14 protein-coding genes are annotated in these 13,927 nt (G+C 38.6%); 3 read left to right on the top strand and 11 right to left on the bottom strand.

Annotation, left to right across the window (positions count from 1 at the left end; all coding sequences use genetic code 11):
* Window positions 1-23: 23 nt before the first annotated feature.
* On the bottom strand, window positions 24-323 hold the full coding sequence (locus HMPREF0013_RS11235) for a hypothetical protein (protein WP_005803025.1): 300 nt from the start codon (window positions 321-323) through the stop codon (window positions 24-26).
* 14 nt (window positions 324-337) lie between these two features.
* A complete protein-coding gene (gene pnuC / locus HMPREF0013_RS11240; RefSeq protein WP_005803027.1) occupies window positions 338-919 on the bottom strand; it encodes a nicotinamide riboside transporter PnuC in 582 nt (193 codons plus the stop codon).
* A gap of 245 nt (window positions 920-1,164) precedes the next feature.
* Here pnuC and HMPREF0013_RS11245 point away from each other — a divergent pair, with 245 nt between their 5' ends.
* On the top strand, window positions 1,165-1,953 hold the full coding sequence (locus tag HMPREF0013_RS11245; RefSeq protein ID WP_005803029.1) for a crotonase/enoyl-CoA hydratase family protein: 789 nt from the start codon (window positions 1,165-1,167) through the stop codon (window positions 1,951-1,953).
* A gap of 111 nt (window positions 1,954-2,064) precedes the next feature.
* On the opposite strand, the gene pgaD is transcribed toward HMPREF0013_RS11245, so the two are convergent.
* The 5 genes from pgaD to HMPREF0013_RS11270 all read right to left on the bottom strand — a co-directional run bounded on the left by pgaD (window position 2,065) and on the right by HMPREF0013_RS11270 (window position 7,039).
* Window positions 2,065-2,484, bottom strand: a complete 420-nt coding sequence (pgaD, locus tag HMPREF0013_RS11250; protein WP_002117522.1) for a poly-beta-1,6-N-acetyl-D-glucosamine biosynthesis protein PgaD — start codon at window positions 2,482-2,484, stop codon at window positions 2,065-2,067.
* A gap of 83 nt (window positions 2,485-2,567) precedes the next feature.
* A complete protein-coding gene (gene pgaC, locus HMPREF0013_RS11255; RefSeq protein WP_005803031.1) occupies window positions 2,568-3,827 on the bottom strand; it encodes a poly-beta-1,6-N-acetyl-D-glucosamine synthase in 1,260 nt (419 codons plus the stop codon).
* A gap of 13 nt (window positions 3,828-3,840) precedes the next feature.
* Entirely contained in the window at window positions 3,841-5,835 is a 1,995-nt protein-coding gene (gene pgaB, locus HMPREF0013_RS11260; protein WP_005803033.1) for a poly-beta-1,6-N-acetyl-D-glucosamine N-deacetylase PgaB, read from the bottom strand.
* Between the two features lie 246 nt (window positions 5,836-6,081).
* Window positions 6,082-6,420 (bottom strand): FKBP-type peptidyl-prolyl cis-trans isomerase, encoded by a 339-nt coding sequence (locus HMPREF0013_RS11265; RefSeq protein ID WP_002117532.1) that lies wholly within the window; start codon window positions 6,418-6,420, stop codon window positions 6,082-6,084.
* Window positions 6,421-6,508: 88 nt separating this feature from the next.
* The gene (locus HMPREF0013_RS11270; RefSeq protein ID WP_005803035.1) at window positions 6,509-7,039 is read right to left on the bottom strand and encodes a YaeQ family protein; all 531 of its coding nucleotides are present in this window, start codon (window positions 7,037-7,039) and stop codon (window positions 6,509-6,511) included.
* Window positions 7,040-7,228: 189 nt separating this feature from the next.
* Here HMPREF0013_RS11270 and dctA point away from each other — a divergent pair, with 189 nt between their 5' ends.
* Window positions 7,229-8,491 carry a C4-dicarboxylate transporter DctA gene (gene dctA, locus HMPREF0013_RS11275; RefSeq protein WP_025464111.1) on the top strand — a complete coding sequence of 421 codons (1,263 nt, stop codon included), beginning with the start codon at window positions 7,229-7,231 and terminating at the stop codon, window positions 8,489-8,491.
* Window positions 8,492-8,536: 45 nt separating this feature from the next.
* Here the strand turns inward: dctA and HMPREF0013_RS11280 are convergent, their stop codons facing one another.
* Window positions 8,537-9,535 (bottom strand): CobW family GTP-binding protein, encoded by a 999-nt coding sequence (locus HMPREF0013_RS11280; protein WP_005803039.1) that lies wholly within the window; start codon window positions 9,533-9,535, stop codon window positions 8,537-8,539.
* A 500-nt stretch (window positions 9,536-10,035) separates the two neighbouring features.
* Between HMPREF0013_RS11280 and HMPREF0013_RS11285 the strand changes: the two genes are divergently transcribed.
* Window positions 10,036-10,236, top strand: a complete 201-nt coding sequence (locus HMPREF0013_RS11285; RefSeq protein WP_005803041.1) for a hypothetical protein — start codon at window positions 10,036-10,038, stop codon at window positions 10,234-10,236.
* A 131-nt stretch (window positions 10,237-10,367) separates the two neighbouring features.
* Here HMPREF0013_RS11285 and HMPREF0013_RS11290 read toward each other — a convergent pair whose 3' ends face one another.
* From HMPREF0013_RS11290 to HMPREF0013_RS11300, 3 genes are all read right to left on the bottom strand, one after another.
* A complete protein-coding gene (locus tag HMPREF0013_RS11290) occupies window positions 10,368-10,883 on the bottom strand; it encodes an acyl-CoA thioesterase (RefSeq protein ID WP_005070756.1) in 516 nt (171 codons plus the stop codon).
* A 250-nt stretch (window positions 10,884-11,133) separates the two neighbouring features.
* Window positions 11,134-11,748 carry a MarC family protein gene (locus HMPREF0013_RS11295; protein ID WP_002117499.1) on the bottom strand — a complete coding sequence of 205 codons (615 nt, stop codon included), beginning with the start codon at window positions 11,746-11,748 and terminating at the stop codon, window positions 11,134-11,136.
* An 11-nt stretch (window positions 11,749-11,759) separates the two neighbouring features.
* Window positions 11,760-13,826, bottom strand: a complete 2,067-nt coding sequence (locus tag HMPREF0013_RS11300; protein ID WP_005803043.1) for a choline transporter — start codon at window positions 13,824-13,826, stop codon at window positions 11,760-11,762.
* Window positions 13,827-13,927 lie beyond the last annotated feature (101 nt).

Raw genomic sequence — 13,927 nt, forward strand, 5'->3', positions numbered from 1 at the left:
TTTTTTAGATTTTATTTTATAAATCAAAAATTACTTTTTAAAACATTCCCATTCATATCCTGAAAGATAATTGTCGAATTATTTTCTTTAATATCAAATTTCAAATACTGTTGTTTAAACTGAATAACTGCATAAAACTCTTCAGCACCATCATCTAAACCAGTAGCTGAAATCTGGCTACCTTGTGGAAAACCGTTGAGCCATGCAGCGTTATAAAAATCAGATACAGAATTAAATTCACAATATTCTTTTGGCTTGGCCATTATTTTTGCAGCCATTTGATCAAACTGTTGTTGTTTATAAACCTCTAAGCTCAACAACATGATCGCTCTCCAAATTAAAGCTGGTTTGAGGCTAAAAGCTGTTTCTTTTTAACTTTTTCCCATTGATACCAACCATAAGCGGCCATCATAACAAATGCTGCATATAACGCAGCTGTTAAAAATAAATCTTTATAGATGAACATCCCGACATAAATAATATCGACAAATACCCAAAGTATCCAAGTCGCAATATGTTTTCGGCTAGTCCAATACGTTGCGAGCAAACTAAATGCGGCAAGTTGTGAGTCGAGCATAGGAACTGCTGCATCGGTAAAGTTTTTAAGAATTAAGCCAAAAAGCAAACCACCTACCGCAGCAATAATCATTTGGATGATAGCGGTTTGAACTGCAATCGGTTCAATTCGAATATCGTGATCTTGCTGCTTTCCTTTAAGCCAGTAGTAAAAGCCATAAAAATTTACCACCATAAAAAAGAACTGCAAAATCGTTTCGCCATATAGCTTAAATTCGTAAAACAAATACGCATATAAAACAAAGGCAAAGAAATTAAACAGCCAACACCACATATTACGGATTACCGTTAATCCGACTCCAATCAGGCTAATCAAGACCGCAAAGATTTCTAGAGGTGACATAAAACAGCTGCTTATTGAGATCAATTTGACGAGGTATTATGAGAAAAATATAAAGCTAAGCAAACTGCTAATTTAAATAAATGATGGAAATTAAAGTTATCTTAGGATTGGTCCTTTCGCATGAATTTGATTTACTTCAATACATAGACAAAAGAAATACTGATCGAGTCATCAACAAATTATATTTGCTAGTTTTTAAATGATTGTTTAAAACATGATTAAAGACAAATAAAGAGCATGACAATATGTCAAATCAAGAAGGAAAAGTCAGCCGTGAAACTCGCGGGCATATTTTTTTAATTGGTCTAGATCGGGCAGCAAAACGTAATGCTTTTGATAGTCACATGATCAAAGACTTATCACTAGCACTCACTGAATATGAAAATAATGATGCCCTGCGCTGCGCGGTTATTTTTGCTCATGGCGATCATTTTACAGCTGGTTTAGACCTAGTTGAGTTACAACCTAAACTCGCTACAGGTGTTTTTGATTTTAGTGAAAATGAGATTAACCCTTGGGGCACAATCGGCCAAAAGCTCAGTAAACCTTTGATAGTAGCGGTACAAGGTTATTGTTATACCGCTGGTATAGAACTATTTCTTAACGCAGATATTACGATTGCGAGTGAAAATACACAATTTGCTCAAATGGAAGTTCAACGTGGCATCTTACCTTTTGGCGGAGCTACTGCACGTTTTACTCAAGCCGCAGGCTGGGCCAAAGCCATGCGTTATTTACTCACTGGTGACTTTTTCGATGCAAAAGCAGCATTTGACATGAACCTGATTACCGAAATATGCCCAGAAGGCTCTCAGCTCAACCGTGCAATAGAACTTGCTGAATATGTTTCGCAAGCTGCTCCTCTTGCTGTAAAAGCGACTCTCGCCTCTGCTCGCGAAGCCATTAATGAAGGTTATGAAACTGCTTTTAGCCAATTACAGGGTCATCTTCAGCCTTTACTCACCACAGAAGATGTTCAAGAAGGTGTGTTTGCCATGTTGCAAAAAAGACCGCCTGTTTTCAAAGGTAAATAATACCCGCACAAGCACTGCACTCTACAGTTTAAAACTTATGGATATACTGAAATTAGCGTAAAAAAAGCCCACATGATGCGGGCTTTTTTCATTAATTTTCATTAATCTTCTTTATTCAACTCTAACGATTTTACCTAATTCATCATGGTGAACGACTGTAATTTTCTGACTACGTCCCTGCTCAATTTCATGTTCAGGTAAATCAAAATAGCGCGCATAATCATCTGTCTGTTTTGCTTTAAGCGCATTACCGCCAACACGATGCTCAGGCAGCACATGACTCCACAACAATAAGCAAATTGCACAAGCAATTAACGCAGTAATGCCATGTTCAATGCCCAAACCAAAGGCACTAAACAAACGGTGAACTAAATGTGTTTTTTGGAGTTCAGCCAATACCCAGATCAGTACAAATGGACGCCACAGCAACAACCAAACCGCCCACATCATGGCCGTGCTTGTTGTAGAAGCATAGCGTTTATGCCATGGTAATTGACGGCGTAAATCAATAATCAACGAATTTGTCTTCATTTCTCTCTTTACCTAACGAAGTGCTGCGGTTTTCCCCAGACATCAATACAGCACGATCTTTAAAATCTCATGACTCTTGCATTTCATCCACGAATGCCCCGATCCGGGCTCACCCAACGCGCACGTTTCTCATCTCCACGTTTTAAAACTTTCGGAAATGCCACAATAGTTGCCGAGATGGTGATTAGCCAAAAGACCAATGGATACCAGATCATCCAGAAATAGTTTTTTCCTAGATGTGGTTCATAACGACTATCCATCCATTTGCTTAAAGCAAACTGAATGAGACAAGTCGCCCCCAATAAAATACCGCTACCATACGGTAAAAATGGAGAGCTCACAACGGCTAAAGCAGGGACTGGTAAAATAAAATGTACCAACCATAATAAAGCCATCGCGAGCATTAAATATGACCAAACTAAGGTTAAGCACAGCTCAAACATTAATGGCCATAAAAAATTTAATTTTGGCTTAGTGAACACATCAATATTTTTAATTAATACTTGTGCTCCACCCATAGCCCAACGTAAACGTTGTTTCCACAAACCGTTTAAAGTTTCAGGCATTAAAATCCAGACTAAGGCATTCGGTTCAAAACGAATGTCCCAGCCTGCACGCTGCAATTTCCACGTAATATCGATATCTTCAGTCAACATATTTGGTGACCAATAGTCCACTTGGTGAACAGCGCTCTTACGAAAAGCGGTAATTACACCCGATACGGTAAATAAGCGTCCAAAGGTACGTTGTGCACGTTTAATCATGCCGACAATCGAAGAAAACTCACCGACCTGAATACGCCCTAATAAAGTTGAGCGAGTACGGATACGTGGGTTACCCGTCACAGCTGCAACTGTTGGATTTTCCTGAAAATGACGAATCATCCACTTTGCTGCATGAGGATCAAGTAAAGCATCCCCATCAATACCAATTAAAAACTCGGCATCGGTCATTAAGCTTCCGGCTTGCAACCCCATGGCTTTACCTTGGTTTTGAGCCAAATGAACAATACGGAGTTTTTCATGTTGTGCTGCTAAACGGTCGAGTACCTCGCCTGTATTGTCCGAGCTACCATCATTAATCGCAATCACTTCAAAATGAGGATAGTCCAGTTTTAACGCATGGCTAATGGTTTCTTCTGCATTATCCCCTTCATTAAAACAAGGAATTAACACAGCGACTTTTGGATAACTCTCTAATGGAGCAGGTTGATCGTAAGGCGGAGCCTGACGTTCTTTCCAATAGAAAATGATCGCGCCAATCATCCATAAATACGACATGAATAATGGATAATAGAAAACGAATTTTAAGGCATGCGACCATATTGCAGCAAAGATTGTCATGTTTTAGCCTCAACTACGGCACAAGACGAGATGATTTTTCAGCAAATGCTTTATGCATAGTGTCCACATCCGGTTGATCTTTAATTGGGTCATCTGGGTAATATCCGACATGCATTACACCTTGCTGATAAAGAGAATGAATTGTTGCGGCCATTTCAGTTGAAGGTACCTTTTCGTTTTTACGCCAGTCGGTTGCCTGTAATTCAAAAACAGTTTTCTTAATGCCATTTGGATATTGTTTCACACGATCAATCATGTCTTTATAGAATTGATCAGAGTTATCGACCTGTTCCATATACGGCATTGCCATAATAGCCGTAAAGTCATAGCGTTTTAACGACTCTTCAAGCGATTGTGAATACCAGTTTTCTGCATATGGTTTTAAAGCAACTTGCGCATATAAGTTACGTGCGGTGAGCAAGAACGGTTCATATTGTCGCACGTCATCAACAAGTTGCATTGCAAAATCATCTAGATATTTTGTCTTATATGCAGTCCACTTTTGCAAATCTTGATCGTTATCGCGAATTTTTGCCAAATCTGTAGGTAAACCTTGTTTCGCATAAGCTTTTAAGGCATCTGGGCTTGCATCTTCATAGTCAGATAAGGTGACGTCGTCATGGAATAAAATTCCGTTAAATGAAGATGACTTAGCCAAATCTTGATAAATCTCACGAATAGTTTGGCGTGCGTCTGCTGAGAACGGACTTAAACGGATATACCCCATGTTGAGGTGTTCACCAGATTTTGCCTGCTGAGTCACTACCAAATCTTTAGAAACTGGATCAGTTTTTGGTAGTTCCCATGCCAATAAAGGCATCCATGCATAAATACGACTTACAGGCGTACGGGTTTGAATTTGCCATGCTACACGGTTAAACAAGTCGGCACGCATTGGAAGGTGACGGTTCGGGAAATAAACCATATCGGCAGAGCCATTGGCATCTGGATCTGAAAATGCTTGTAAATAGACAGTATTTACACCCATCGCATTAATTCGGTCTAATAAGTGACCTAGATTACGCTCTTGCTGTTTCGGGTCTGGATCATAAATATAGTCCAGATCGATATGCATAATTTTTTGCGGACGATTGTTATCCGTTAAATTCAATTCACGATTTTTAATTTCTTGAGCCAAATCATCAGTCGTCATATCGCCTTCTACCAAAATACGGCTCATATTTTGTAGAGATTGTTTTGCGTGATCAGCCCCATCATCAAGTGTAATGGTAATTGGCATACCCAGCTTTTTAGCAATTTGAACAGTTTGCATATTATAGCGACCATAAGGCCAGACCATAATACGTGGTGAACGTAAGCCGTGTGCTTTTAGTAGTTCGTTATTTTTCTTTAAGTCGTTATAGATACGTGACTGATATTGTGCATCGTTCTCGTAAGTTTGAGTTTTTACATCATAAAAACGAGTTGTTGCAGCAGGTTCAGAGTTGCCTTGTGGGTTGCCTGTAATACCACGGTGCAAATGATAGCTATGGCTTGCGATCTCAACAAAGCCACTATCTTGCATCTCTTTCAGCTCAGGCCAGCTTAAGATTTTGTCACGTGGAATTTCTTCCCCTGAAAAATCGACTTTCTGCCCTGCTTTTGGCTCTAACCATGAACCTACGACAGCTAGAACAACCGGAATTTTTTTAGCTTTAATAATAGGATAAGCATTTTGATAAAAAGATTGATAACCATCGTCTACAGTTAATAGAACAGGTTTTGTAGGTAGTTGAAATTTACCTTGATGAGCACGGATCAACTGATCAACCGTAATAAAATGGAATCCATTTTTTTGCAGCCATTCAACATGCTGTGTAAATTGTTGCGTCGTTACTGCATATTGAGGAATTAATGCATTTTTAGTATCGGTAATTTCATGATAACCAATCACCGTAAGTGTTGATGCGTCCAGTTTAGGTGGTTTGGCTAATGCCATACCCGACAAGCCAGCCAAAGCCAAGCCAAGTGATATGTTCAACAAAGGAGATGCAAAGCGGATAATCATGAAATAGCGTCTCAATAACAATATAGATTATTTATGCGAAGTTTGATTTTTAGAACGCAAACTTTTTTGAAATTTGGTCTTAATATCATCCTGCCCACAAATGAACAGTTTTTCAGTTAGCATTTATAATCAAATAATCTGAAAATAATCTTAAATATTCATAAAGCTAAAATATAAATTAATAATGTATTTATATTTAAAGCTCATATAAACAAGAAAGCCCTCTAAAGGGCTTTAAGTTCTTCACTAGTCACGAGTTTTGACATCGAATAATTCAATTTCAAAAATTAAATTAGAATTAGCTGGGATAATCTTACCCATTTTACGCTCGCCATAAGCTAAATGAGCAGGTACGATTAATTTACGCTTGCCGCCAACTTTCATTCCCATAATGCCTTGGTCCCAGCCTTTAATTACACGGCCTGTTCCAATCACACATTCAAAATAATTACCGCGGTCAATTGAAGAATCGAATTTTGTGCCATCTTCTAACCAACCTGTATAGTGAGTCGTGATTAAAGCGCCTTTAACAGCCTCTTTACCCTCGCCTACTTTTAAATCGATAATTTCCAATTCATTTGACATGGTTTACCCCTTAATCTGAATCTTTAAAATCGCAGTTGGTACATTAGTGTACCAACTGAATCTGTAGAATTTGTTGCGCTTTTCTGTGTTACTGTAACTGTGTCCACACAACAGTTGCCTGGCCCTTTTCACCTAAAAGCGTCCACTCGTTGTCCATGACATTTAATTGAAGCTGCATCGTACGTTCACACAGTTGCTCTAGCTCTACTGTACTTTGAGGGGCAATTTGCCAAACCTGAACGTTACTTAACGTTTTAATTTTACTGTTTCGTTTCCACCAGTCTTCGACTTGTGTGCCATAAACAACAATCGCCACTGTTTTACAACGTGCACTGGCTTTTTTGACTTTATCTTCAGATGGCAAACCAACTTCAATCCATGTTTCTAACTGACCCGTTAAATCTTTTTGCCATAACGCTGGCTCGTCAGTTTCAAAAAGGTCTTTAGTAAACTCAAGCTCATCACTTGCGAAACGAGCAAAGGCCATCAAACGAACCATTAAGCGTTCTAAAGTTTCCGAAGGATGCAAGGCAAGCGTCAGTTGATAATCACCATAAATATGGTAATCCATATTGGCAATATTCAAGTCTGCCTTATAAATTGTTGCTTTAAGCGCCATGATTAATATGTCCCAAAATTTGGCGCTAAGGATACTCGATTTTGGATAAGAAATTATAAAAAAACTGAACAATCCAAAGCATAGTCATGTGAAATTTGCATATTCTTCCAAAACACTCAGCTTATTTTATAGTTGGCCGGCTTTTTGCTTTAGAGAGAGATATTTTCCTCTTGCTAAAATTGATGACTTATGTGGCTAAAGCTCAAGCGTAGTTTATTTTTACAGGTTCTTTGTGCTCTCTTTCTTGGGGTTGCAGTTGGAATCGGCTTTCATGATTTCTCCCTTTCTCTAAAGCCATTAGGTGATGGTTTTATTTCTTTAATTAAGATGCTGATTGCACCAATTGTGTTTTGTGTGGTTGTACTGGGAATCTATGGTGCAAACGACATTAAAAAAATGGGCAAAGTCGGTGCAAAAACCATTCTTTATTTTGAAGTGGTCACCAGTATTGCCTTAATTTTAGGCATTATTGTGGCTTATGTATTTAAACCGGGCGTCGGTATGAATATCGATATTAGCCATTTAGATGCAAAAGATTTAAGTACGTATACCGAACGTGCCCACGAGATGCATACGGGTTCGGAATTTCTACTCAATATTATTCCGAAGACCTTCACTGCTGCTTTTGCAAACGGCGATATTTTACAGGTTTTATTGATCGCTATTTTATTTGGTGTTTCCCTACTTTTAATTCCTAAACATTTAGCAGAGCTGGTACGTCAAGCGCTTGAAGCTTTTTCGGAAGTCTTCTTTAAAATTATGGGACTTATTATTCGTTTAGCTCCAATTGGTGTATTCGGTTCAGTCGCCTATACCACTGCTAAATTTGGTTTAGATTCACTCTTACAATTGGGTTATTTAATTTTACTGTTTTATGCAACCTGCATTTTATTTGTCGTTATTGTTTTAGGTTCGATTTTAAAACTTGCCGGTCTCAACATTTTCAAATTTGTGGGCTATTTTAAAGATGAACTCGCTATTGTTTTAGGTACCGCTTCTTCTGACTCTGTTCTTCCTCAAATTATGAAAAAACTCAAAAATTTGGGAATTAAAGATTCAACTGTCGGTCTGGTTATTCCAACTGGTTATTCATTTAATCTAGATGGCTTTTCAATTTACTTAACTTTAGGCGTGATCTTTATTGCACAGGCCTGCAATATTAATTTGTCTATGCATGACTTACTGGCTATTTTGCTGGTTTCACTCATCACATCTAAAGGGGCGCACGGCATTCCCGGCTCGGCTTTAGTTATTCTTGCAGCCACGCTTTCAGTGATACCAAGTCTCCCTGCAATTGGCTTAGTGCTTCTACTTTCAGTCGACTGGTTTATCGGAATTATTCGTGCCTGTACCAACTTAATTGGTAACTGTGTCGCGACCGTAGTGATTGCTCACTGGGAAAAAGATATTGACCATGCGCAAGCTAAAGCTGTGTTAGATAGCAAACCTTAATCCCACTCTTCAGAGAACATTGAATTACTTTTGGTTTAATGTTCTCTATTCTTCAAGCTGACAGGCAAGTAATGCTGTTTCAAAAGCTAACCAATCATGGTTATGTTCGCTAATGATTTCAATACGGTTATCAATGCCCTCTTCACCAGACTTATAATTAAACTGATCAGGATTAAAGTTAAAAACTTTCCACCCTTGATCTGTGTTAAAAATTCCCTTAATTCGAAGCCAGTCTTGCTGCGCACATAATAAATCTAGCAAATTATAAAAATCGAATTTCCAGCGTTTAGGTAATTTCCAACCTGCCACAATATAGCCTTGTGCCGACTCGACATAATGATAAGGTAATTGCTGAATTTCCTTCTTAACCTCGGTTTCAGTCATTTGTTTTTGAAGTTTAAGTAAAGGTTGTATAAATCGCTCAGTTAAACGAGCAGCTACATCAATTTTATTTAACGCTAACTGACCATGTTCAGTTTTAATCCACTCTTGGTGATAAGGCTGGTATTCGTCTTTTAATAACTCAAGCGCTTGATCATCTTCAAAAGTCATCACATCGGTATGTGACACCACCACAATTTGGGCAGCTTTTAACTGATCTTCATAAAGGTTTTGTTTAACCCAATTGGTATCGTGTAAACGACTGCCATCTACCACCGTAATCAGTGCTCGCATGGCTAAACTACTTTGCCAATGAGGCTCAGTCAGTTGGTCAAATAACTGAGAAGGATGTCCAAGTCCAGTCGGTTCAATAAAGAGTCGATCTGGCTTTTGTTCACTCAATAGACGGGCTAAAGCAATATGCATCGGCAATTGACTGCTACAACATAAACAACCGCCTAATAGTTCTTTGACTGCATATCCTTCATCTTGAGGTAAGAGTTGTTGGTCTACTCCAATTTGTCCAAACTCATTCATTAATACAGCCCAAACCTCATCTTTAGGCTTTTGGCTTAATAAATGCTGTAATAATGTGGTTTTTCCTGCCCCTAAAAAACCGGAAATAATATGGGTAGGAACAGTTTTTGGGGCAATCAGTTTCACAAGCGGCTCAAATCAACAAGGTTCAAAAAACTAAGAAAGATATATCACTGTTTAAGTAGCATGAAAATGATTTTTCACTTTGAAGATATACTTTTCAATTATCAGGCCAAAATAGTTAATATGTGACATACATCTCATTTAAAATCTATATTAACTCTGGATAATTATAATTCAAACGGAATATTCTATTTAGGCGCATTCACAATTCATGCCAGAGTGTTAGGTTTACGTAACAAAGTTGATCTTTTTTCATTCGATAAGAAATATTTTTTCACATTTTAAGGTTTATTTAAGCCCTTTTATTTTACAGATTGCTCACATAAATGACCCGTATATTTCATATTGTTAAGATAGCCGTAATAGATTGTTAAGTTAATTGATGTAATACCAAGCTCGGCTTAGCATGTGTCCTAGCTTAGTCATTCAGCCATACAGGTTTCAGGTATGTATGAACGATTAGGTTTAATTTATTTTTAAATGAAATTTAAGGATGCCATAAAATGAAATTAGCTAAAACTTTACTCGCTACTACACTTGCTTTAACTGCTGCTTCAACTTTTGCTGCTTCTAAGCACGACCAAGCACATAACACTGCTGGTGAAGAAAAAGTTGTTGTTTCAACTCAAGAACAAGCAAACACTGCAAATGCTGCATCTGATGCTGTAGGTTCTGCTTCTGAAGCTGCTCCTGCAGCTCGTTAATTCTCTCAGCATTCTCCTCCAAGCTCAGAGATAATTTTACTGAAATGAAAAATGGACGCTGAATTTTGGTAAAGAAGAAAAGGATCGAACCATGCTGCGGTTCGATCCTTTTTTAATTCGATGTATTTTTTTTAAGAAGTTTTCTTATACATGCTACAAGATGGGTTGTGGTTTTCTTGCAGACGTAAAACCTTACGATGCTCAGCAGCTTCAAAGCGGCAACGCTTCCATTCTGTATTGAGATTTAATTGAGGTACTTCACATGGCTTGCCCTGTTCATCAACAGCAACCATCGTGAAATAACAGCTATTGGTATGGCGCACTGTCCGCTTCTGGATATTTTGCGCTTCAACACGGATTCCGACTTCCATTGAAGTACGACCTACATGGTTCACACTTGCCAAGAAGGTCACCAGCTCACCTACATAAATAGGTTCTTTAAAATTTACTTTATCTACAGATAAAGTCACCACGTAGCCACCCGAATAACGACTTGCGCAAGCATAAGCGACTTGGTCTAGTAGTTTTAGAATCGTACCACCATGAACATTACCTGAAAAATTTGCCATATCAGGCGTCATCAAAACTGACATCGTCAATTCAGACTGATCATCAGTTGCTGTGGTCATTTCATCTAATGTAGGCATAGCTCAACTCTGTCTTAAAACAAGCTCAGTCAACATTATGGTTGATAATTCACAAAAAAAACATGCTTAAATCCACAACATAGCATTGTATTTTTTAATATCTTTGATTGTTTTTTAAAATTTAATTTTTTAAGACACTATTTTTAAAGTTATTTTTTAAAGCTGTTTTATTTATCTTAGAATTTTTTAGAAGATGCTATGCCATTTTATTCCATGTTCAATGGCATAGCAGGTTGTTATGAGTGACTTGCTAAACTTTATTAATGACGCCTGTCACACCATTAATGATCATATCAATGGCGATCGTACCAATTAATAAAGCAGATAAACGCCCAACAATATCAAAATAGCGGTCGATATGCTTGGCATGTTTATAGCGTAAATGATCATGTGAAAATTTCATTAAAATCAAAATACTGCAAGTTAAAAACAAAGTGAAGGCAATCACTAGGGCTGCTTCACCAATTGACATTTCAATTCCTGTGACTACCGCAGCGCTAATAGTCCCTGGACCGATCATAAACGGCATGGCAATGGTGCCAGCCAGATGTTCTGGAGCACCACGCATTTCTCCAATGGTGTCGGCACCCTGAAACACATAGCGGTAGCCAATCACCAAAAAGATAAGGCCTCCAAAAATCTGAAAGGCTTCAAAACGTACATTCAGATATTTACTAAAAATTGTTTCGCCGCCCCATGCAAATAGCATGAATACGACAAAAGCAATCAAACTTCCCTGAATCAGTGCTTTATTAAACACCTTGGCTTCTGAATGGCGGATCAGGCCAATCATATAAATGCTCATTAAAAATGGATTGAGCAACGAGAAAAATAAAGCAAAAGAATGTAGATAAGGAGAAGCCATGCATTTTCCTCTTAAGCTTGTGGATCTGGGAACAATGGACGATTCCCGGGGCTAATACGATTAATATGTAAGAACGTCATATGTCTTTCATATTTATCTAAAATATCGTTAATGACCTGTTCTTTACTGTAGCCAACCAGATCGTTATCTTGCGAGCCGTCATAAAGATAGGTTTCAAGTCGGAAATAGAACTGTTTGCCTCGTTTTACACGCTGACTGAAGTTCGGCGCGCTATAGCGTACAGGCCAGATCTGATAAACAAAGTTTTGCTCTTCTTCCAAATGGATAGTCAGATCTAAATGGTAAAGCGTATCTTCATCTTCAAGCGGGGTTTGCTGCACGTCCACATTCATACCCTGCTTAATCAACTCATCAGCAACAGCCTGAACAGCTGGCAAACACACCGTATCTAGCATGCGCTGTGTTTCAGTGGTTCCCGGATGATGCATGACTCGAGTTAAACGCTGTTTCCAGTTCAGAATATCAACGTTCCCTACCACTGGTGCCGCATTCATACTGCGACTAGCATGCCTGTAATCTTCAAGTCTGAGTGACTTATAAAGCCCTGCCATCACAAGGAACATCACAAAACTAAACGGCAAACCCATAATAATAGTTGCGTTTTGCAAGGCTGTAATGCCGTTGGTCATGAGCATGGCTAATGTGAGTAAACCAATCGCCACTGCCCAAAACACGCTTAACCAACGTGGAGCATCATTATCGATATTCGTGAGTTTAGTGGTGAAGTTACCTAAAACCAGAGCTCCTGAATCGGCAGAAGTCACGTAGAACAAAAGTCCTGTTACGGTGGCAATTGAAGCGATAAAGGTAAAGCCCGGATATTGCGCTAACAGGTCATAAAAACCATGAGCCGGATTTGCTAACACAGTCGCTGCTAAGGTTTGATTGCCTTCAAAAATAACGCTATGCAGAGCACTATTACCAAAAATAGATAACCACGTAAGTGTAAATAGAAGTGGAATAATTAAGGTACCGCATACAAACTCACGAATGGTACGTCCTCTTGAGATACGTGCCAAAAAGAGTCCTACAAATGGAGACCACGCAATCCACCACGCCCAGAAGAAGAAAGTCCAACTACTCATCCACTCTTTAGGCTGTTCAAAAGCAAAACTTTGTAATGCTAAAGCAGGGAAACGAGTTAAATAGTCACCAATATTTTGGACAAGGGCATTGAGTAAAAACTCAGTATTTCCCAAGAATAAAATAAACAGCAATAACCCGACCGAAACATAAATATTGATTTCAGATAAAATCCGCAGGCCTTTATTAACCCCAGATGTCACCGAAATAATACTAATACCCACTGCAACAGCAATCAGGATAAATTGCATCCAGATATTTTCTGGTAACCCCAATAACACATGTAGGCCGTAATTCAGCTGTACTACTCCAATCCCGCAGGTTGTTGCAATACCAAAAATTGTCCCGATCACGGCAGCTGTATCAACACTATGCCCAATCGCACCATTAATTCTGTTCCCGAAAATTGGGTAAAGTGCAGAACGAATGGTAAGCGGCAAATTATAACGATAGCTAAAGTATCCCAATGACATACCAATCAAGGCATACATACACCAGCCTGTTAAACCATAGTGAAACAATGTCCAAACCATACTTTGGCGTGCTGCTTCATAGGTTTGACCTGCTCCGACCGGAGGTTGCATATAATGAGATAGTGGTTCAGCGACCGAGAAGAACATGAGGTCGATACCAATACCAGCAGAGAACAGCATGGCAGACCAACTCAGTAAACTAAACTCAGGCTTTGAATGCTTAGGTCCTAATTTGATACTGCCATATCTTGAGCAGGCAATAAAAATCACGAAGGCCATATATAATGTTGCGGCGAGCAGATAATACCAACCAAAGGTTGAAGTCACCCACTGAAGCACGGCATTCATGACTCGATTTGCAAAATCGTTGAACAAAAACGTGACGAGAGAAAAAATTAAAATAAGTACAGCTGAAAAATAAAAAACCACACGGTTGAGCGGGTCTTTTTTAGATTTAGATAATGTTAAATCATCAACTGCTCTTGGATTATCTGTTGCCATACAATCCTCAAGGAATAAAATAAAAACAAAATATTTAATTTCGTCTTTTCACTCTTATTTAAAACAATGAAAAGACGACTTTAAACGCAAAAAAATAATAT

This window comes from Acinetobacter sp. SH024, assembly GCF_000163635.1.
GTDB lineage: Bacteria > Pseudomonadota > Gammaproteobacteria > Pseudomonadales > Moraxellaceae > Acinetobacter > Acinetobacter pittii.

Coding starts and splice junctions, on each gene's coding strand:
- HMPREF0013_RS11235 (WP_005803025.1), bottom strand. CDS start 323: ATGTTGTTGAGCTTAGAGGTTTATAAACAACAACAGTTTGATCAAATG.
- pnuC (WP_005803027.1), bottom strand. CDS start 919: ATGTCACCTCTAGAAATCTTTGCGGTCTTGATTAGCCTGATTGGAGTC.
- HMPREF0013_RS11245 (WP_005803029.1), top strand. CDS start 1,165: ATGTCAAATCAAGAAGGAAAAGTCAGCCGTGAAACTCGCGGGCATATT.
- pgaD (WP_002117522.1), bottom strand. CDS start 2,484: ATGAAGACAAATTCGTTGATTATTGATTTACGCCGTCAATTACCATGG.
- pgaC (WP_005803031.1), bottom strand. CDS start 3,827: ATGACAATCTTTGCTGCAATATGGTCGCATGCCTTAAAATTCGTTTTC.
- pgaB (WP_005803033.1), bottom strand. CDS start 5,835: ATGATTATCCGCTTTGCATCTCCTTTGTTGAACATATCACTTGGCTTG.
- HMPREF0013_RS11265 (WP_002117532.1), bottom strand. CDS start 6,420: ATGTCAAATGAATTGGAAATTATCGATTTAAAAGTAGGCGAGGGTAAA.
- HMPREF0013_RS11270 (WP_005803035.1), bottom strand. CDS start 7,039: ATGGCGCTTAAAGCAACAATTTATAAGGCAGACTTGAATATTGCCAAT.
- dctA (WP_025464111.1), top strand. CDS start 7,229: ATGTGGCTAAAGCTCAAGCGTAGTTTATTTTTACAGGTTCTTTGTGCT.
- HMPREF0013_RS11285 (WP_005803041.1), top strand. CDS start 10,036: ATGAAATTAGCTAAAACTTTACTCGCTACTACACTTGCTTTAACTGCT.
- HMPREF0013_RS11290 (WP_005070756.1), bottom strand. CDS start 10,883: ATGCCTACATTAGATGAAATGACCACAGCAACTGATGATCAGTCTGAA.
- HMPREF0013_RS11295 (WP_002117499.1), bottom strand. CDS start 11,748: ATGGCTTCTCCTTATCTACATTCTTTTGCTTTATTTTTCTCGTTGCTC.
- HMPREF0013_RS11300 (WP_005803043.1), bottom strand. CDS start 13,826: ATGGCAACAGATAATCCAAGAGCAGTTGATGATTTAACATTATCTAAA.